Genomic DNA, 17,364 nt, shown 5'->3' with positions numbered 1-17,364 from the left:
CACTAGTAGTGCAAGAGGTGTGTGGAGTTTGGTTCGTGAAATTGAGCGTCGGCGAAATGTTGTCGGATCGTGACTGTCGCAGCGAATGGGACTGCGAGAACTGCCATGGACTGAGGGGGACGAAAGCTGTTCGCAAATAATGGTTTTACGGTGTTGCGGTGGGTGAAAACTCCTTGCCGTTTCTGCTTTCGGACGTACCCTGGCGCCATGGACCACCACACGAGATCGCCATCGAGCGCGCGGGACCGAGCACGGAAAGCGAATGCTCAGCGATTAGCGGATGCGCGGGCGCGCCTGAAGAAACAGGAAGACGACTTGGTGGCGTATTTCGATGCCACCCGAGACGAGGACAAGATCGAGGACGACCTCGCCGAGAAGATCGCGAAGCTTCACCGCGCCGCGCAGACGAAGCTGCAAGACGCGAGGAGCCGCCGGGCGGTGGCGTTAGCGTCGCTCAAGGACAGGGGCGAAACCTACAGCGCCATAGCATCGTTGGTGGATCTCCCCGTTGCCGAGGCGACCAAGCTAATTCGATCGATCAGATCGGCTCAATCTCCCACCGCCGGGAACGATCTCGCCGCGTCGGAGTCCAAGGCAGATACCGGAGCGCGCGGTTCAGTCACCAGCCCAGATCCGGGACGCCCAGCCGATTCGACGGCCGGCGATGCGCGCAGATCCGACAGGGACGTTGCGTAGCGTGGGCAAAGCACGACCCGTCCGCGAGTGACGTAGGAATCGAATGCAACACACACTGGCAGTGCAAGATCCAGTCATGCGGGACTTCCATCCGCCGTGTGGTCTCATCCCGTCGGTTGGGATGTTTGGCGACGGACATGCCGACCGCCTGTGACAATCGTGCAGCAACATTCGCGCGCAATCTCCGAAAGTGTTCGAGCGACCTTGTCGGACCCCCAGAGTTCACTGCACAGTGAAGCTAATTCAACGGAGGTAGATCACATGATCGGACTGATCGTCGTCGCCGTCGTGTTCACCGCAGCGTTGGCTCATGCAGGGGCATCGGAATCGGGATGGCATTTCGCACCGTTGCGTGCAACCAGACTTGTCGTCATGTGGTCGTTCAAACTCGTCGTGGCACTCGTCGCTCTCACACTGGCTCTCGTGCTCGGCGTTGCGTCGAGTGCGTTGCGCAGCTCGTTCTGAGGCCCGACGGTCTCCGGGGCGATCTTCGACGGGTGAGCCGCTGTGCACCGGTTGTTCGATCGCGCGTCCCGTGGTGATGTGGCGCCAACATCACACGACAACTGTGTGCGACTGCTGCACGCAGTACACGGGTGCGCTCATAGGCCGCAGGCAACTCGGCACCACGCCGGTGCTGCGTTGCCTGCGGGTTGTACTCACATCAGCAGTAGCTGCGCCCACTCGTAGACCCAGCGCGGAAGTTGCGGGCACCACGTTGTACCGGAAGCGAATCGCCCGTCGAGGCATCGCGCTGCGTCCGGGGGCACAGCGGACACTACGCGGCTAGCGGCCACGCGGGCCGCGACCACCATTCCGCCGTTGTGACGTACGCGTATAGCGGTCGTCTCGATCACCCGACTGCTGGAATACCCGGCGGTGAGTCGGTGGCAGTCCCACCAGACGTCATTGGTTTCGCCGAAGAAGTAGTCGAGTGTCTCGGAGAAGTTCGGGCCGAACAGTGCGCCGCGATCGGTGTCGATCCGGATGTGCATGACAGTGTCCTTCTGTGAAATGGGTTCAGAACAGCGGCAGCTGATCGCGATGCGCCTGTTCGTCGAGGAATGTGCGGTAGCGGTCGACGAGGATTCGAGCGGCAGGATCTGCGTAGCCGGCTGCAACAGCGGCGTCATGCAATGACCGGCCGGCCTGCATGTCGGAATCGAGTGTTTGGCCGGCAGCCAGGTCGTCGATGACATCCGGTTCGAGCCCCTCGGCTACCTCCTCGGTGAGCCGCAGAGTCGCTGCGGAGGTGTGGGGCGGTCGGTCGGCCCTCATAGCGTCGTACCGGTTCGAAAGGCGTCGATGCGGTTCATTGCGTCGCGCTGCGCCCGCCCGATCTCGACGAGGCGCTCGAACAGTTGCTCCTCCGGCGCTTCCTCAGCCATCTGAGTGATCGCGAGACCGGCATCGTGGAAGCTGCGGCGATAAGCCTCCGACAGGACCATCCCGGCGTAGTCACTTGCCGACGCACCGCACGCATTGGCGGTCGTGACGTTTGTCAGTGCCCGCCGCAGTAACGCGCCCTTGTGACCGCTCGATCCCGAACGAACGAGCACGCTCAGCACGCTCGCCGGGTCGTGAGGCGCTGACGCGAGGATCAAGTCCTGCACAACGCCGTAGAGCTGGCGGTAGGCGGGTTCAAGGAAGTCGTTCGCCTGCAATGCCGCTGCGATGCGGCGATTCTCGACCGTGTCATTCGACCACATCAACGCGCACACAGCCAGGGCCTCGGGTGCAGTCTCAGGATTGTCGGTCAAATCTTCGACAAGTTCCTCGGTGGAATTTTCGGACGGCTCGAAGGACACTGCATGCAGAGCGGTCATGTCGGCCCACTCCTTTCGATATTGATGGGGACGATGACTCGGTTTCGTTGACGTGCAACTGTTTTGAATTTCTCGTTGGCGCCGTAATTCTTACCGTATCGCCGGGTTCAGTATTTGGATATACCTACATTCACGGGATACCGCGGTGGACCTTAATGGACTGTGGATCAACACTTTTAGTTGATTTTTGCTATCGAGCTGAATTGATTTTCCTTCAGTGCGACACACGCCTTACATGTTTGAGATGAAATGCAGCCTTTACGGATGGCTCTGTGCCGTCTCGATTCAGCCCGCTACGATTGCGGCCGTGACGCGATCGATCATCGAACAGCAACTGTCCGATTCTCTGGAGATTTCGGAGGATCGTCTGCCCGGCGGAACGGGAGGCTGGTTCGGACGTGCCCCGGCGGGGGCGTCCAGCCTGGTCGATCTGATTTTTGTGCGTTTGGCACTGCCGGACTGATTCCGGTGCGGATCGCTCCTCAGCAGGCGTTGAGTCGCTGCGCACCAGCGGGCGCGCACTTGTCTGCACCCGCCCGCTGGTAGCCACTCATTCATCCGGGCAGTCGAGCGCCTGTCGATTCCTCGACGACGTCAGCGTCCGGGATGAGTTCGCGCAGTCCGTCGGGTTCGAACCCTGCTCGTAGCGCTCGATCCAGCAAGACAGTGAAGGACGGGGCCGTTTCCCCCGCTTTCTCGGCTGCATCCTGGGCAGCATCGAATGCTATTCCGGCCGAGGCACCGTCACCTCCGAGGTATGCGAAGTATCCGGCGATCGTCAGCGCTTGCCCGCGTGCAGTTCCTCGCAAGCCTCGCGCGACGTGCGTCATGACATCGAGTGCCGACTCCTCGCCGTAGACCGCCAGCCGCAAGTACGCGGCCCGAACGTCGAGCGGGGATCCGCTGAGGGTGATTCCGACGCGGGCGGACACGTCGTCGCTGGGGATCTCCCGCGCGTAGACCGTCGCTGCTAGTTCTTCGAAGGTCGCTGCGAGGAAGTCGTCTCCGAGCCGGGCCGCTGCCTGCAGCCCGACCGATTCGGGAATCTCCGTTCCTTCGGCAAATCGGTGTACCAGTGCGTCTCGCGTGGACTCGATGACGCGTCCCGACAGTACCTGCGCTGCAGCGACTTCGCTGGTGGTCGGGTCCGGGATCGTACCTACGTGGCCGGTCCCCAGGTCGCTGAAGAGTGCACCGGCTATCACTTCGAATGTATGCAGCGCGGCGTGGACATCGATTCCGACCTGTGTGAGGTGTTGGCTGATTGCGTCGACTCCGTCGAGCGCCTGAACCGTCGCGCTGGGTTCGGCAACTGCGATCACGATCGCGGAGTCCGCGTGCTGGCGTGATGCCGCGGCGGCGATATCGGCGGCGGATGTCTGACCGCCGGCCGAGTCTGACCGAATTACTGCTCGCACTAGTGCCTTTCGTGCGGTGTCGGTGGCCAGCAGGATGACAACGATCGAATTGTGCGGGGTGAAGCCGATCATTGCGGGTAGTGCGGCGACGATGCTTGCTGCGGAGCTGATGTGTACGCGGGATGTGGTGGGGTCGCTCATGGTCCGTGCCTTTCGTCGATGAATTGGTGGGATCGCCCGCGGAATCAGGAAATGCCGGCGAGTTGTGCGTCGTCGATCTGCTGTTCGGTGGCTCCGAGCTCTCGCGCTTCGGTGTCCCAGGCTGCGAGCGTCTGGCAAAGGTCGGTGACGTCGATGGTGAGTCCGCTGCACATTGCCGCGTCGAGGCGACTGGTGGCCTGCGTAATCTGTGCGAGTGCTCGGTCCAAACGATCGATGTTGCTCATAGCGACCTTCCTGCTCAAACGGTGACCGGACCTTCGCCCTGCCAATTTCTTTCGCCTCATCTGGCGTAAGAAGAGAAGGCCGCCGACGTGCCCGACGGTGCAACTGCTGGACCGGAAAGTCTCAGCCGAAGGCGCTTTGAGAGTTTTCGGGGCCTTGTGCCGGCGTCAGCCGCCAGTGGTTGCGGCGGCGGGCACGGCGGAGGCAATATCGCCTGTAGCCAGATGCGCCGAAAGAAATTGCTCTTCACTAGCGCGGAGCGAAGCGCAGCTCAATGCATGGGGACGCCCCCCTGGGCGGCCTGCGTTACGGCCAACCCTGGACTTGTGCACACCCGAAGGCACCTTCCACTTGCCTCTTACACAAGCTCCACAGCGCACCAATCGCTGAACACACCTCACCCCGCACGAAAGGACGCCCTACAATGTCGTCGGGGTTATTCTTTCGCCATGCGCCGTGCTTGGTCACCCCCGATTCTGGCGGGAGTCATCGTGGTGGCGTCCGCGGCATGCTCAGTCATCAACCCATTCGTTGATAGCGTTTCGTACCGACCGCCGACCGCGACAGTGGTCTCGGCTCCTGACTGTTTGGCCGAGAACATCTACACCGGACTGACGGGGCTGGGCCTTGGGATCCAGCGCTGACTGCTGATGCGCCAGAGCCCGGATACCCGCCGGTGAGCTTTCGGCCGGTTCGCGATGCAGCGATGCGAGCGAGGTGTAGACGGGGCGGAGGCTTTGACGGTGGATACGGCGAGACTCGAAGGCGACGTCAGTGCGGTGGACGCTGCGTTCTCGGCGGACTCGGAACGTTTCCCTGACGGTGTCATGGCGTCGTGTGCGTACGCGATGGACCCTCCTGCAGGTTTGTGGTTCTTGAACGAGGCCGGCGAGGCATTTCGTCTGGCATGGCCCGCAAGCCCGTGCGAGCTGCAGAACGCACCTCTCGACGCACTCGCCGACCTCACCGAAGTCTCCCGGTCCTCCCACCCGACGGGTTACAACGATCGGTACAACACCGTATGCGCGGGCAGTTCTCTCGACACCGGATTCGAGACCACCACACCCGATGACGTGGCCGCGGCCGAGGAGCGACAACGAACGCCGGATGTACTGGCGGTTCCATCCCTGGTGATGCCGGTAGACGATGTGAATGCCCTGCAGCTGTGCACCTATTCGGCATCTAGCGTCGAACAACCACCGGACACCGGTATCTCCATGGTGGGCTCACGGACAACGCTGAACCGACTGGAGAGCGCAGCAACCGTCAGAGCCGTAGCGAACGCGCCTTTCGCACCGGCGTGCGACCGGACTAGTACCCGCATCACGTCAACCGAACTACGTCGGCCGGATGGTTCGGGCCAATCCCTCGTGTCGTTCGAACTGGACGGTTGTCAACGGGCGTCGGGCTTCGGCTACTACCGCACGATTCCAGCCGACGTCTTGTCTGTCCTGACGCGCGTTGGATGACTCAATCGCCGAATCAACTGCAACCCTTCACTCCTGTGTCTGAATGGCCGCGTCTTCAACAATCGGGTGTGCGACTGAAGCGAGAACATACGAATACAGGTAGCTGACCGTCGCTATCACGACCAGAACTATCAGAGACATCGGGAACCCCGCCTTCTCCAACGACGGATCGCTCCCCGCCGCCACAGCCCACACGAATACCCCACCCACCAAGATCGTCACCGCAGCCGACGTACATGCCGCGGAGCGGTGCCGCCATCGAACACGGTTAGCGGGAGGCCAGAACCGAGCTGTCCGATGGGCAAAGCGGCCTCCGCCGACCGCCGCCCACCCCACCAGCAATACGGCCGTCAACTGAGTCGGAGAATGCTGATCACTGAGACGCTGGTTGGTGAGCACTTTTGCAGCCTGGAGTGAAGGTTCCACTCCGAGGGTTAGATCGTGCCCCACCGGCCGGTGAGGGTTCGAAAGAATGCTGATGGGGTGAGGTGTCACCTGAGCACTGAGCCAATAGGTCGCCGTCGTCGATCCCTCTCACTGCGTCGCCGGCCTTCGAGTGTATCGGCGGAGCAACCGGCGTCTCAGGTCTTCTGGATCGGACATGATGTACATCAAGTACAGCAGCGGCAGGTACATCAGCGTCTCGGGCCGTCGGCCGTCGTGCTGCGCGAAGAGTCGGTCACGGACGGCATCAGGTTTATCGAACCCGTGCGTAGTGTTCCTGCGCGCACGCATAAGCTGACTGACAGCGACGTCGAGCGACAGGGATTTCTCCGCTCCGCCAGGGAGCCTTAAAATCACCTTCTCCGATTTACGGTAGTTCTTGATGAAGAATCCGTCCCCCACTTCGGTCAACGCCTCCGCACCGTAAGCGGCATACGGAAGCAGGACGGACTGAACATCTGCAGGCATATGATCTCGAACTTGCTGCAGCGCTTTCACGGCAATCGAGGGTTTGCAAAGTGCTGTGAGATCCCATGGGAGCCAGGATGACTCGATCAGGTCCATCGCTGACCACATCAAGACTCCGGCTGCGTAATCGTCGTGCAGCGACAGCAGCGTCGAAGTGACTCGTTGCAGAAGGTCAGCGAACTCCATCAACCGATTCTGCTGCTCATACGGGAGATAGCCACCCTCCGCATCTGCGAAGAGGCATGGGTTCAGGAGGTGCCCAAGCGTCGTGTTCATCTGAGCAACCCACCAGGCGACTGCAACACCCCACGCCTCCGGCGGCGGCGGCTCCTGCCGCTGAGGAAGGCCGGCTACTGGTGATCGGGGAAGCACCTGATGTGCTTCGAACGGAATGCTTGACCGCCCGGAAATATCTTTCCCGAGGGTAAAAATTACCGCACCGGACACCCTGTTCGCCTGAAACGCCCACACCCATGGAGACCGTGCAGCCAACAATGGACCGAGGTGGCTCGCGGGAATCAAAACACTGCTCAGTATCGACGATCCCGACGCGAAAACGATCTCGTCGACGTCGATCGGCCCACGGCGTATGTCGTCGAGAAGTTCAGGGTCCTGATTCAGACGCAACACGAAACTAGGGAACCTCAGTCGACGATGCGTGGCTTCGCCGTAGCGAACAACGTGAACGGCATGCTGGTCGAACGGGTGCTCGTCATCGTCGTCCACAATTCCGGCCAAATCGCTACGCGCGTCCTGTACTGCCGCGGACAAAGACCCATCGCGGGCAGTGATGATTGGCAATTGCAGTGCATACAGGAGCGATCCCATGCCTCCCGCGCGCGCCTGTGTGATCGCGCGTAAACGTTCATGGTCGATACGATCGTGGTCCAAACGGGAGGCATAGAGGTCCTGCGGAAGGTCAACGAGCACGTCGTCGGCTGCATCGTCCGATCCGAACAAGGTGCGGACCGTCATATAATCAATACAGTCCGTGCCGCTGGCCGGCTCCGTCAACGCCCACACGTCCGGCGCGGACGTGTGGGCGACGTCGAAACCCAACTCTTCCAGATAGGCCCGCACTTGTCCCCCGGCCAATTCTGGTGGAATCGTGACGTCGACAGTCAAGCGTTCAGACATTCCTTCAGCCTACAAACCGTAAAAAACTGATGTCCCCAAACTTCGCACAGGAGGCGCAGTCCTGTGACTGCTTACGAATATGAAGGGCGTCTAGGCGAGAGTTCTCCGCAGAGACATCATTCGGACAGGCGTCCAACAGGCAAGTGAGGCCACGCTTGGGTTCGGTTTTCGCTGCTGGTGCGTTGTCGGAGGGTGGCGGTTACGCCGATGGTGGCGAGGAGGCCGACGATGAGGGTGACCCATGCTTGTGCGGGCACGCGGAGCTTTTCTTTCCTGCATTCGAGGTCAGATCACATGTAGAGCAGGTGCGGCGGTGCGGTGCCGTCGAAGCGTTCGAGGCTGTCGAGAACGCCGTTGTAGTTTGCTGGTCGGCATCGACTGAGGCCGACGATGAGGGCGCAGGTGCCGTCGAGGGTGACCAGGTAGGACGGCGCGGAACCGTTGTCGGGTGAGACGTGGTCAGAGGCGTCGAGGAGGGCGTAGCGGACGGCGTCGGCGGCGGCTCGTTTGGCGTCGTCGAGGTTGGGTTCAGCTCCGGTGGCGGTGAGTATTTCAGGGTTGTTCTCGGGGTGTGTGGTGACGGTCCAGGTGATCATCGGCGGTGGTTCCTCTCTTGCGGTGGTGAGTGCCTGCTTAATTTCAAGCGTCGCACGGGGAGCGCAGCGAGTCGTGCGACGCGAAAGCAACTTTCGGAACGTGTGGAGCATCTAGCGAGCTGTGGATAAACACGTTCGGCCCCGGTATGCAGGGCCGAACGTGTGCTATCGGATGTCAGGCTTCGTCGAACGCGTCGAGGATTTTACTTGGGTCACGGCGGAATCTACCGCCGTCGAGGAACACACCTACAGCGGTGCGATGAACACGGCGGAACTCTTCCATCAAGGTGTCATATCCGACGCGGTCGGTGACCCGCCAGGTAATCGGCCCCATGTGCAGATCGACCCAGTGCACGGTCCGGCGCTGTTCGACGCTGTAGTGGCTGTTCGGCACGACCGAGTGCTCGGGGCCGCCGAGCCAGAGAACAGAAATCGCGGCGGCGCCGAACTCTCCACCTGGCTGCGACGGGTACGGGGATTGTCCGTCGGCACCGATGAGAGCGGCACGGACCGTGGCGAATCCAGCGATGACGTCGCAGACGGCTTCGGCACTGAGGAAGGTCATCATGACGTGGCCGAGTGCGACGATCATCTGCGCTTCGTCGGTGGCGGCGGCGGTGACGGTGATTGTGGCGTTCTGGGGTCCGGTGATAATTGCGGTGGTGTGGGTGATGATTCCGGCTGCTCGGGCGTTGTGCGCTGCGGTGGTCTTGCGGTCCTGGCGGATGGTGTTCTTGGGCATGTCGGGTTCTCCTCGTCTCGCGGAACCGGCTCCCCGGCCCCTACGCTCTGCCAATTTCTTTCGCCGTCATCTGGCTTGAGGAGAGAAGGCGGCGCACGGGACCGGTGCCCTGGCACTGGGACGGAAAGTTTTCAGCCGGAGGCGCTATGAAAAGTTTTTGGAGCCCGTGGGCCGGAGCGCAGCGAAGTCAGGGGTAGGTAAGGCGGGCCCGGGTGATGCATGCTCGGACAAGCCAGATGTGTGAAAGAAATCGATCTCTTGTACGCGTAGCGCAGCGGAGCTCAATCCGGATGGACGGCCGGAGGGTGGCCAGAACGCCGGCAGGCGAATGCAGTTCATCCAGAAGTCGGATCCCGCCCGCACCTCCCCCATCAGCCCAACGAGTGGTGACCTTGCGGGAGCGACGAAGACCGGCCACGCTCTACGTCGCGGTAGCCCTCGTCATCCCGTTTTGACCTGCTCTCCTCCACCATCCAGGTCACCGTCATAGTTCGCTTTCGAATCCCGCGGAACCGATTCTTCCCACTTGCGGTATCGACGCATCGCAGTCGACGCCACGGATCCGTCAGTCTCCATTCCTATTCGCGCCCAGGACCATTCCCTGTGTGCGTGCCGAAGCCGCGCCGTCTCCGTTACCTCGGCCGGCAAGTCATCCTCGTTCTCGCGCACTTCGACGAGGGGGAGGACGTCCTGCCGAACTATTCGGTCGTCGAGCGTGAGCTCAGTCTGCAGCCGGTCCCTATCGCTACCTGTCAGGCCGCAGCTCACGTGGGAGGGCTCAGATGAATCCGGTTCTGTTGCAATCAGCTCTGACTGCGGAGGCTGGCCTCGCGGCGCCCTCAAAACGACGGCCAAAACCTCCGTCATCGCAAGAAGCGCAATAGGAGCAATAGTGGCTATACCCGCGGAGACCACCGCCGGGAGCGCCGTTGCACTGAGCACCGCGTGATACGAGTTGCCTGCGATAGATGCGGTGGCAGCAACCCGAAGAATCGCAACGACGAAACGTCGGCCCCGGACAGTGCGCCCATCGGTGTGATTCGACAGCGCAATGGCGGTGACAGTCGTCGACACTATCGCGCCGTCGAGGACCACCGGAATGACCCAGGCCTGCCCGTCGCCGATGCCTGCCATCGCTGCAAGCTCGCGCAACACCGCGAAGCTCAGCCAGAACGACGCCCCCGCTATGCCCACAGTGAGCGCGACGGCAGTGGCCAGTGCCCATTGCAGGATTCGCGGATGAATCGGTACTGCGCCGTTGCCGGCCTCCGTATTGCGATCTTCTCGGTCGATCTCATTTGCCTGTGTAGTCATCGGATCCTGGGTCCCCTCGCCAGCGGTCCAGTGCGTTGCGGAAACGGTGCGCCCTCATTGAACCTGTTGCGCAACGCGTCCAGGTACTCCTCGACTGCAGCGTTGACGAGATCTGACGGTCCACGAGGCGCACCAGGTGTTGCCGACAACGCTTCAGCAGCATTGAGGAGATCATCAACGGTCGACTTGTACATGTAGTAAGACCGCTTTTGTTTCGTGTCCGCATCAGGTTGAATCTCGGGCTGCGCCTGCGCAACTACTTCGTGCGCACGTTGCGCATCGAGCGGAGGGTCGACGGGACTCGATCCGGCCAGTGCGCTCTTCATCCGTTCAGGTCTGGCCATCAGCTCACTCCGTCGGAGAGGATCGCAATGGTGTCGCGGTAGATCGTTGCCAGACTCCTCGACTTGGTGGTGCCCCAATCCAGCAAGCTGGTCTGCGCTTCCATCGAGTCCTTGATGACCACCCGCTTGGGTATGGTGTCGCCGAGAATATTGATGCTGGAGGCAATCTCGACGAGCTGCTCACGTCCCCCGATGGTGCTGATCTCGTGCATGTTGATGATCGCGCCCATCAGTTCGAGTTCAGGGTTGTAGCTGCGTTTGACCGCGTCGATCGTGCGCCGGAGTCGTGCGAGCCCGTTGGCGGAAAACAACGCGGATTGGCTGACGACGACGGCTTTGCGCGCCGCCACCAGTGCATTGATGGTCAACAGATCGAGGCTGGGCGGGCAGTCGATCAGAATGACGTCGTAGACGTTGCTCAGCAAGTCCACGGCATCGCGAAGTCGCCGTTCACGGCCGGCGCCCGCAACCACCAGTTGGTCTCGAACGTAGGCAAGGGATTCGTTGACGGGGACGGTCGGGACCAGTTCGACACCGGGCCAGATCGTGGGAACGACGGCGTTGACGATCGTGACGCTCGAGGCTTCGGACAGGACGTCGGCCACTCCCACATCGTCGCGTTCGAGCGGTTGCTTGGTCAACACCGTGCTGACGTTGCCCTGCGGGTCCATGTCGATCACGAGTGCGCGCCGACCTGCCTGTGCCACAGCGAAGGCGAGATGGAAGACCGTGGTGGTCTTGCCTACTCCCCCCTTTTGATTGCAGAAAGCAATCACGTCAGCGGGCATAGTGGGTCTCACTTCCATGGGATGAATCGGGAGCAACGAATGTCATGCGCGTATCGGGCGCAAGAATTGCATTGGATGAATTGGCCGTATTGCCTTCAATGGACGAGTTGGGCGAATGGGGTGTACCGGATGCATGGGGTGACTGACGCCTCAAGGATGCGACACGTCCATGGAATCCATTAGAAGCGTTGTGCACCCACACTTCCCAGAAACGCCACGGATGCAACGCTTCTATTGCTGGTACGGTGCGCGACGAAAGCAAAGCATGTACGACGTCCATGACGGGCGAGTCATCCCTGGCGCTCCTTACGGGTAATTCGAGCAAACAGGTTGGCGTGCAACGATTACTGGATGATCGAGAGTCACGACGTCTGAGCTGAACCGCACCATCGGGGCCCGGCGGGTCCCATACGCCACCTGACCTCAGAGGTGAAGTAAATGTGGGCGACTGACCGCCATGATCAGTACGGCAACGCGGGTGGAGGAACTCCTGGTCGATCTCCACACGGATATCGATTGTCGGATCAAGGGGACGGATCATCACTTTGATTGGTAGTTGGATTCTCTGCATGGTTACCTCCGTTGGTGGTCATGGATGTAAGACAAGGGACTTCGTCTGTTGCTCTTGGACCCCCCATGGGCTGAACCCAATTTCCGCACCCACGGTGTCCGCTCCACGCCCGATGGCCCCGCGTCGCAGTGGACGCGTGGCTAATCGGTATCGCCACCTGCTCAATGATCAGTCGAGCTGGTGGTGCCTCGGGGCCGGTCGTCGAGGATTTACAAAGGGTGCACATGCCGGCGGCAGGCTGGTTTTTTTCGTCGGGCTCTGCCAGATAACGACGCAGCGTCGAGGCTTGGCCGGTAGCGACCGCAACCTCGGACCAAGAGCTGAGGTGCGGGTCGTTCAGATTGTGGCGTAAGCGTCTCGTACGCAGGTGAATTCACAACTGGGACGCGTGAACTCGCGCGCAACCGACCCATGACGTCATCGATGATTTCTCGAAGATGCGATGGGGTGGGTTGCGAATAGCCTTGAAAGGCTGGTCAACACCGATTAGTATCCAAAGGTGAAACTCCTTCCTGCAAGGTAGAGGTTTCGAAATCGCCCTCGGCCTCGGTGCTTGTAACACCGGGAATCGCCGGGGGCGTTTCTAGTTCGTAGAGGTCGGGTGTCAGCGGCATCTCAGGCGACGCCCGAGGTTACTTCCGACTGTGCTTCCAGGCCCTCGATGTATTCGTCGATTGCCGTGTCCGGGATGAGACGCCGCTTTCCGATCTTCACGCTGCGAATCTCGCCTGTAGCGATCTTGTTGAAGAAGTTCGAGCGCCCAAGCCCCGTGCACGCCATGGCCTCCGGGACTGATAGCAGTCGTCTGGGCATTTCCTCACCTTCCGTTAGGTTATGTTGCGATCCCATAATCGAGTCTGGAATCGCAGCGGTCCATGTGACTCCAACGCAGATTATCAACTATGTGATCCTGCCGCAAGAACTATCGAGAATCGGCTAAGCTCTGTGCTCATGACACAGTTCTGGTCAGAATCCGTGGCCGCTCGCATCATGGGCGAGGTGCGGCGCCTAAGAGGGAAAGAGCACTCCGCGCTCTCCGCAGCCAAACTGGCCGAGCGCACCACCGACATCGGCTTCGGCATCTCGCGCAACGTTCTTGCCGAACTCGAAAACGGCCGAAAAAAGAGCGTCGACGTGGCAGAGCTGCTGGTTCTGGCAGCCGCGTTGGGTGTCTCGCCCGCCCAACTCATGTTTCCCGACTTGCCGAAAGGCGAAGTCGAAGTACTACCCGGGCTCCCCCAGGAATCCCACGATGCCCTGCGATGGTTCAGCGGCGAAGCCGGCCTGCTGAGACCGTCTCCTGGCTGGTCCGGCACGGAGAACGAGGAACCAGTCGAGATGTGGGTGCGAGAACAGTTCGACCCTAAGAACGATCGCGTCAGCATCACGCGAGAGTGGCTACAGGCCCTTCAGACCATGCGTCGAGCACGTGCACAACTGCGGATTGGACTAACGAAGAAGGAGTCGGCGGAGCATGTCGAGACGATGCAGATGGCGTACGAAGATGCCCGTCGACGCTCCGAAGTGCTGTTCCACCAGATGACAGACCTTGACATGGACACTGGAGACGACGAAGCAGATGCCTAGAGAGCGACTTCGACTCGGTGAGTGGGGAAAAATTACCACCCTCAAGTCAGGTGGGCGCACGGTCGCACGGACACGCATACGCGATACCGACGGCAAGAAACGAACAGTCGAGGCGAGCGGCAGATCTGCTACCGAGGCGAGAAGTCGGTTGCAGGAAAAGCTCTCCGAACGCACAGTTCCGTCCGGCAGAATAATTCAGGAGCTCACGAAGTCGTCGACGATGTCACATCTATATGCGTACTGGATTGACCAGAAGGCTAAAGTAGTTGCACCTCAGACGATTACAGGCTACAAGCAGGCCTGGTCCTCGTATTGCGCGAGCCCTGTCGGTGAACTTCTGATCCGCGAGATTACGACGGGCAAGATCGATTCGCTTATCTCCTCGATCTCGGAGCGCACTCCCAGCGGCGCACGAATCTCGCGGGTCATTCTCTCTGGGATGCTCGGGACCGCAGTTCGCTTCGATTTTCTCGAGCACAATCCCGTTCGTGAGGTCCCCCGCCCGACAATCAAACGGCAAGCCATTCGAGCACTGACTCGAGACGAGCTCGACGAGCTTCGCGGGCGGATCCAAAACTACTGTCGCCACCAGACTGTCGACCAGCTCGGAGTGATCTCACCAAAACTCGGCCAGAAGCCAGGAGCGCACCTCGAGGACATTTTGATGTTGCTTCTCGCCACCGGTGGCCGAATCAGCGAAGTTCTTGCCTTGACGTGGCCTCAAATCGATCTGATCTCTCAAATTCCGCGCGTCACGATTAACGCGACGCTTGTCGTCCCGCGTGCAGCGGGTGAACGTCTGTTCCGACAGGAGCACCGAAAAGGCGACTCGCCACCGCTCACGCTGGTACTACCAGCGTTCGCGGCCGATGGCTTACGACGACGCCAGGAGCTTCCCACGTACTACAACCCATGGAACGCCGTCTTCGTGACCGCCACTGGCAACTGGGTTTCGCCGGCAAACGTCCGCCGATCATGGCGAGCAGCCAGAGGCGACGAATTCGAGTGGGTGAAACCTCACACACTTCGGAAGACAGTGGCGACTCTTGTGAAGGAAACCTACGGCATCGAGGCCGCACAGATGCAACTCGGGCACGCCAACACACGTGTGACCGAAGCGCCTATATCCAGCGCGTAACCGTCGCACCCGACATGACCAGCGCACTCGACTCTTTCGCACCAAAAAGATGAGTAAAAGGTGGATTCGTGATTTTCGCGCAGAAAGCAAAACACCCCCTCACCGGCTTTGCGCTGGTGAGGGGGTGTTTCTGTGTGCGCCATCAGGGATTCGAACCCCGGACCCGCTGATTAAGAGTCAGCTGCTCTAACCAACTGAGCTAATGGCGCCGATCAGCACCACCGTCGTTCTCTGTGGTGCCGGGGAAAACTTTAACAGGATCGCTGACCGGATGTGAAATCGGCTGGTCAGGGGCGCTTTTTAGCTGAAAATCTTGCGGATGACGAGTACTGCGACTACTGCGCCGACTCCGATGAGGGTGTATTTCACCGGCGGTTCGTTGAGCTTGGCGATCACGGTCTGCTTTGCGCTTTCGACGATGCGCTTGGGGCTGGCGCGGACGCTCAGCTCGTCGAGTGTGCTGGCGAGCTGATTGCGAGCGGCCTCGATCTCGCGTTCGATCCGGTCGGTGTCCTTGGCCACGTGTCCTCCAACTTGTCGCAAATTCTTTCGTCTGTCGTTGTCGAGCGTAGAGCACTGTTGAATTTGGATACTCTTCTCCTGTGACCGACAACAAGAAGCTCGAGCCCGGCGATACTGCACCGGCCTTCACTTTGCCCGATGCAGACGGAAACGACGTCTCATTGTCCGATTACGCGGGCAAGAAGGTCGTCGTCTATTTCTACCCCGCTGCCAGTACGCCTGGCTGCACCAAGCAGGCGTGCGATTTCCGCGACAGTCTGGCCGAACTCAATGGTGCAGGCCTCGAGGTCATCGGCATCTCCCCCGACAAGCCGGAGAAGCTCGCGAAGTTCCGCGAGGCGGAGGGCTTGAACTTCCCGTTGCTCTCAGACCCGGAGAAGTCGACACTTCTGGCGTGGGGCGCTTTCGGCGAGAAGAAGATGTACGGCAAGACGGTGCAGGGCGTCATTCGTTCGACATTCCTCGTCGACGAGGCAGGCAAGATCGAGGTAGCGCAGTACAACGTCCGCGCTACCGGACATGTTGCGAAGCTCCGCCGAGACCTATCGGTCTGACCGTCCCAGCTTCTGCAGAAACAGGGCTTCGGCGACGGCGATGTTCTCGATTTCCCTTGGGTCGACACTTTCGTTGGGCGCATGGATGCGGCACAGCGGTTCTTCGACGCCCATGAGCACGATCTCGGCCTTCGGGAACGTCTGTGCGAGAACGTTGCACAGCGGGATCGAGCCGCCTTGCCCTGCTGAGGACACCTCCGTGCCGAATGCTTCCTTCATCGCGTCGCTGAGAGCTGCGTAGCCGGGGCCGTCGGTTCGCGCTCGGAACGGCGACCCGATGGCCTCGCGCTCGATACTCACGCGCGCACTCCACGGCACGTGCGCCCGTAGATGCGCCTCGAGTGCATCCTGAGCGGTCTGTGGATCGATACCGGGCGGCACCCTCAGATTGAGGCGTGCGGACGCCGTCGGCGAAATTGCGGCCGCCGAACCGACGACGGGCGGGCAGTCGATTCCCAGGACCGTGAGCGCTGGGCGGGCCCACACGGCGTCGGCAACCGAGGCCGAGCCGGCAAGGTCCACCCCGTCCAGGACCCCTGCGTCAGCGCGAAACCGATCCGCTGGATAGTCGATGCCGTCCCACACCTGGCTCGTGTCCAACCCGTCCACGACGGTATTGCCGTGCTCGTCTCGCAGTGTGGACAGCAACTGGATCAGTGCAGCGAGGGCGTCGGGGGCTGGGCCGCCGTACATTCCGGAGTGGACTTCGCCGCTCAATGTGTCCACTCGGACAACAACATTGGCGATTCCGCGCAATGTCGTCGTCACGGTCGGTCGACCCACGGCAGCATTGCCGGTGTCGGCGATGATGATGACGTCGGATTCGAACAGTTCGGGCCTCGCCTGCACGAGTGCTTCGAGTCCGCCGGTGCCCATCTCTTCCGAACCTTCCGAAACCACGGTGACTCCGACGGCGAGGTCGTCGCCGAGTGCGCGCAGCGCCAGCAGATGCATGACGACGTTGCCCTTGCAGTCTGCTGCGCCGCGGCCGAACCAGCGGCCTCGAGACTCGGTGAGTTCGAACGGCTCGCTGTCCCACAATGATCGGTTCCCCGGCGGTTGGACGTCGTAGTGCGAATACAGCAGCACTGTCGGCGCACCTGCAGGCGCAGGCCGGTGGCCCACGACAGCCAGCGAATCGTCTTTGGTCTCGATCAGCTCCACCGAGTCCATTCCGGCGTCCAGGAATGCGCTGCGAACCCAGTTGGCCGCCGCCACACACTCTTCACGCGGATACTGACGTTCGTCGTGAACCGATCGGAACGCCACCAACTCTCGTAGTTCCCGCTGAGCCCGCGGCATGTCTGCGGAAATCGCCGATCGAACATTCGACATCGTCACTCCTGACACTCTTACCGGCCGTCTC

Annotated in this window: 22 protein-coding genes and 1 tRNA gene; 7 read left to right on the top strand and 16 right to left on the bottom strand. The window is 60.9% G+C overall.

Annotated features, from left to right (window positions below):
- Positions 1 to 207: 207 nt before the first annotated feature.
- Both E5720_RS17525 and E5720_RS17520 read left to right on the top strand, forming a co-directional pair.
- Complete coding sequence (locus tag E5720_RS17525) at positions 208 to 696, top strand: hypothetical protein (RefSeq protein WP_136171703.1); 489 nt, start codon at positions 208 to 210, stop codon at positions 694 to 696.
- Between the two features lie 261 nt (positions 697 to 957).
- Entirely contained in the window at positions 958 to 1,161 is a 204-nt protein-coding gene (locus E5720_RS17520) for a hypothetical protein (RefSeq protein ID WP_136171702.1), read from the top strand.
- Positions 1,162 to 1,355: 194 nt separating this feature from the next.
- Here E5720_RS17520 and E5720_RS17515 read toward each other — a convergent pair whose 3' ends face one another.
- From E5720_RS17515 to E5720_RS17505, 3 genes are read right to left on the bottom strand one after another with little or no spacing between them, the layout of a single operon-like run.
- Positions 1,356 to 1,691, bottom strand: a complete 336-nt coding sequence (locus E5720_RS17515; RefSeq protein ID WP_136171701.1) for a hypothetical protein — start codon at positions 1,689 to 1,691, stop codon at positions 1,356 to 1,358.
- Positions 1,692 to 1,716: 25 nt separating this feature from the next.
- Positions 1,717 to 1,974: a hypothetical protein gene (locus E5720_RS17510; RefSeq protein ID WP_136171700.1), complete on the bottom strand. Its 258-nt coding sequence runs from the start codon at positions 1,972 to 1,974 to the stop codon at positions 1,717 to 1,719.
- Positions 1,971 to 2,522, bottom strand: a complete 552-nt coding sequence (locus E5720_RS17505; protein ID WP_136171699.1) for a DnaB-like helicase N-terminal domain-containing protein — start codon at positions 2,520 to 2,522, stop codon at positions 1,971 to 1,973. Before E5720_RS17505 ends, E5720_RS17510 begins: the two co-directional genes overlap by 4 nt.
- Before the next feature lie 307 nt (positions 2,523 to 2,829).
- Between E5720_RS17505 and E5720_RS21735 the strand changes: the two genes are divergently transcribed.
- On the top strand, positions 2,830 to 2,985 hold the full coding sequence (locus tag E5720_RS21735) for a hypothetical protein (RefSeq protein WP_168708374.1): 156 nt from the start codon (positions 2,830 to 2,832) through the stop codon (positions 2,983 to 2,985).
- A gap of 91 nt (positions 2,986 to 3,076) precedes the next feature.
- On the opposite strand, the gene E5720_RS17500 is transcribed toward E5720_RS21735, so the two are convergent.
- Together E5720_RS17500 and E5720_RS17495 are read right to left on the bottom strand one after the other, a co-directional pair.
- Positions 3,077 to 4,081, bottom strand: coding sequence for a DUF4192 domain-containing protein (locus E5720_RS17500; RefSeq protein WP_136171698.1), 1,005 nt, complete (start codon positions 4,079 to 4,081; stop codon positions 3,077 to 3,079).
- A 44-nt stretch (positions 4,082 to 4,125) separates the two neighbouring features.
- Positions 4,126 to 4,326: a hypothetical protein gene (locus E5720_RS17495; protein ID WP_136171697.1), complete on the bottom strand. Its 201-nt coding sequence runs from the start codon at positions 4,324 to 4,326 to the stop codon at positions 4,126 to 4,128.
- Positions 4,327 to 5,067: 741 nt separating this feature from the next.
- Between E5720_RS17495 and E5720_RS17490 the strand changes: the two genes are divergently transcribed.
- Positions 5,068 to 5,793: a hypothetical protein gene (locus E5720_RS17490; protein ID WP_247596025.1), complete on the top strand. Its 726-nt coding sequence runs from the start codon at positions 5,068 to 5,070 to the stop codon at positions 5,791 to 5,793.
- A 27-nt stretch (positions 5,794 to 5,820) separates the two neighbouring features.
- Here E5720_RS17490 and E5720_RS17485 read toward each other — a convergent pair whose 3' ends face one another.
- The 8 genes from E5720_RS17485 to E5720_RS17450 form a co-directional block, all read right to left on the bottom strand.
- Positions 5,821 to 6,192, bottom strand: coding sequence for a hypothetical protein (locus tag E5720_RS17485; protein ID WP_136171696.1), 372 nt, complete (start codon positions 6,190 to 6,192; stop codon positions 5,821 to 5,823).
- A 135-nt stretch (positions 6,193 to 6,327) separates the two neighbouring features.
- Positions 6,328 to 7,842 carry a hypothetical protein gene (locus tag E5720_RS17480; protein WP_136171695.1) on the bottom strand — a complete coding sequence of 505 codons (1,515 nt, stop codon included), beginning with the start codon at positions 7,840 to 7,842 and terminating at the stop codon, positions 6,328 to 6,330.
- 290 nt (positions 7,843 to 8,132) lie between these two features.
- Complete coding sequence (locus E5720_RS17475; RefSeq protein WP_136171694.1) at positions 8,133 to 8,438, bottom strand: hypothetical protein; 306 nt, start codon at positions 8,436 to 8,438, stop codon at positions 8,133 to 8,135.
- Between the two features lie 175 nt (positions 8,439 to 8,613).
- Positions 8,614 to 9,180, bottom strand: a complete 567-nt coding sequence (locus E5720_RS17470) for a hypothetical protein (protein WP_136171693.1) — start codon at positions 9,178 to 9,180, stop codon at positions 8,614 to 8,616.
- Positions 9,181 to 9,621: 441 nt separating this feature from the next.
- Entirely contained in the window at positions 9,622 to 10,494 is an 873-nt protein-coding gene (locus tag E5720_RS17465) for a DUF2637 domain-containing protein (protein WP_136171692.1), read from the bottom strand.
- Positions 10,491 to 10,838: a hypothetical protein gene (locus E5720_RS17460; protein ID WP_136171691.1), complete on the bottom strand. Its 348-nt coding sequence runs from the start codon at positions 10,836 to 10,838 to the stop codon at positions 10,491 to 10,493. Before E5720_RS17460 ends, E5720_RS17465 begins: the two co-directional genes overlap by 4 nt.
- Entirely contained in the window at positions 10,838 to 11,626 is a 789-nt protein-coding gene (locus E5720_RS17455; protein WP_136171690.1) for a ParA family protein, read from the bottom strand. Before E5720_RS17455 ends, E5720_RS17460 begins: the two co-directional genes overlap by 1 nt.
- A 1,186-nt stretch (positions 11,627 to 12,812) precedes the next feature.
- Positions 12,813 to 13,010, bottom strand: coding sequence for an excisionase family DNA-binding protein (locus E5720_RS17450; protein WP_136171689.1), 198 nt, complete (start codon positions 13,008 to 13,010; stop codon positions 12,813 to 12,815).
- 138 nt (positions 13,011 to 13,148) lie between these two features.
- Here E5720_RS17450 and E5720_RS17445 point away from each other — a divergent pair, with 138 nt between their 5' ends.
- Together E5720_RS17445 and E5720_RS17440 are read left to right on the top strand one after the other, a co-directional pair.
- On the top strand, positions 13,149 to 13,784 hold the full coding sequence (locus E5720_RS17445) for a helix-turn-helix domain-containing protein (RefSeq protein WP_136171688.1): 636 nt from the start codon (positions 13,149 to 13,151) through the stop codon (positions 13,782 to 13,784).
- Positions 13,777 to 14,922 carry a site-specific integrase gene (locus E5720_RS17440; RefSeq protein WP_136171687.1) on the top strand — a complete coding sequence of 382 codons (1,146 nt, stop codon included), beginning with the start codon at positions 13,777 to 13,779 and terminating at the stop codon, positions 14,920 to 14,922. Before E5720_RS17445 ends, E5720_RS17440 begins: the two co-directional genes overlap by 8 nt.
- Before the next feature lie 135 nt (positions 14,923 to 15,057).
- On the opposite strand, the gene E5720_RS17435 is transcribed toward E5720_RS17440, so the two are convergent.
- Together E5720_RS17435 and E5720_RS17430 are read right to left on the bottom strand one after the other, a co-directional pair.
- Positions 15,058 to 15,131, bottom strand: a tRNA-Lys gene (locus tag E5720_RS17435).
- 91 nt (positions 15,132 to 15,222) lie between these two features.
- Positions 15,223 to 15,444: a DUF3618 domain-containing protein gene (locus E5720_RS17430; RefSeq protein ID WP_136171686.1), complete on the bottom strand. Its 222-nt coding sequence runs from the start codon at positions 15,442 to 15,444 to the stop codon at positions 15,223 to 15,225.
- Between the two features lie 80 nt (positions 15,445 to 15,524).
- Between E5720_RS17430 and bcp the strand changes: the two genes are divergently transcribed.
- Complete coding sequence (bcp, locus tag E5720_RS17425) at positions 15,525 to 15,998, top strand: thioredoxin-dependent thiol peroxidase (protein ID WP_136171685.1); 474 nt, start codon at positions 15,525 to 15,527, stop codon at positions 15,996 to 15,998.
- On the opposite strand, the gene E5720_RS17420 is transcribed toward bcp, so the two are convergent.
- Positions 15,987 to 17,333 carry a dipeptidase gene (locus E5720_RS17420; protein WP_136171684.1) on the bottom strand — a complete coding sequence of 449 codons (1,347 nt, stop codon included), beginning with the start codon at positions 17,331 to 17,333 and terminating at the stop codon, positions 15,987 to 15,989. The two genes, bcp and E5720_RS17420, sit on opposite strands and share 12 nt — an antisense overlap.
- Positions 17,334 to 17,364 lie beyond the last annotated feature (31 nt).

The organism is Rhodococcus sp. PAMC28707, assembly GCF_004795915.1.
Taxonomy (GTDB): Bacteria; Actinomycetota; Actinomycetes; order Mycobacteriales; family Mycobacteriaceae; genus Rhodococcoides.
The sequence above is the reverse complement of the archived record's forward strand: the minus strand, read 5'-3'. Positions and strand labels throughout refer to the sequence as shown.

Bases quoted from the DNA above. Each gene is read 5' to 3' on its own strand.
- E5720_RS17525 (WP_136171703.1), top strand. From the start codon at position 208: ATGGACCACCACACGAGATCGCCATCGAGCGCGCGGGACCGAGCACGG.
- E5720_RS17520 (WP_136171702.1), top strand. From the start codon at position 958: ATGATCGGACTGATCGTCGTCGCCGTCGTGTTCACCGCAGCGTTGGCT.
- E5720_RS17515 (WP_136171701.1), bottom strand. From the start codon at position 1,691: ATGCACATCCGGATCGACACCGATCGCGGCGCACTGTTCGGCCCGAAC.
- E5720_RS17510 (WP_136171700.1), bottom strand. From the start codon at position 1,974: ATGAGGGCCGACCGACCGCCCCACACCTCCGCAGCGACTCTGCGGCTC.
- E5720_RS17505 (WP_136171699.1), bottom strand. From the start codon at position 2,522: ATGACCGCTCTGCATGCAGTGTCCTTCGAGCCGTCCGAAAATTCCACC.
- E5720_RS17500 (WP_136171698.1), bottom strand. From the start codon at position 4,081: ATGAGCGACCCCACCACATCCCGCGTACACATCAGCTCCGCAGCAAGC.
- E5720_RS17495 (WP_136171697.1), bottom strand. From the start codon at position 4,326: ATGAGCAACATCGATCGTTTGGACCGAGCACTCGCACAGATTACGCAG.
- E5720_RS17480 (WP_136171695.1), bottom strand. From the start codon at position 7,842: ATGTCTGAACGCTTGACTGTCGACGTCACGATTCCACCAGAATTGGCC.
- E5720_RS17475 (WP_136171694.1), bottom strand. From the start codon at position 8,438: ATGATCACCTGGACCGTCACCACACACCCCGAGAACAACCCTGAAATA.
- E5720_RS17470 (WP_136171693.1), bottom strand. From the start codon at position 9,180: ATGCCCAAGAACACCATCCGCCAGGACCGCAAGACCACCGCAGCGCAC.
- E5720_RS17465 (WP_136171692.1), bottom strand. From the start codon at position 10,494: ATGACTACACAGGCAAATGAGATCGACCGAGAAGATCGCAATACGGAG.
- E5720_RS17460 (WP_136171691.1), bottom strand. From the start codon at position 10,838: ATGGCCAGACCTGAACGGATGAAGAGCGCACTGGCCGGATCGAGTCCC.
- E5720_RS17455 (WP_136171690.1), bottom strand. From the start codon at position 11,626: ATGCCCGCTGACGTGATTGCTTTCTGCAATCAAAAGGGGGGAGTAGGC.
- E5720_RS17450 (WP_136171689.1), bottom strand. From the start codon at position 13,010: ATGCCCAGACGACTGCTATCAGTCCCGGAGGCCATGGCGTGCACGGGG.
- E5720_RS17445 (WP_136171688.1), top strand. From the start codon at position 13,149: ATGACACAGTTCTGGTCAGAATCCGTGGCCGCTCGCATCATGGGCGAG.
- E5720_RS17440 (WP_136171687.1), top strand. From the start codon at position 13,777: ATGCCTAGAGAGCGACTTCGACTCGGTGAGTGGGGAAAAATTACCACC.
- E5720_RS17420 (WP_136171684.1), bottom strand. From the start codon at position 17,333: ATGTCGAATGTTCGATCGGCGATTTCCGCAGACATGCCGCGGGCTCAG.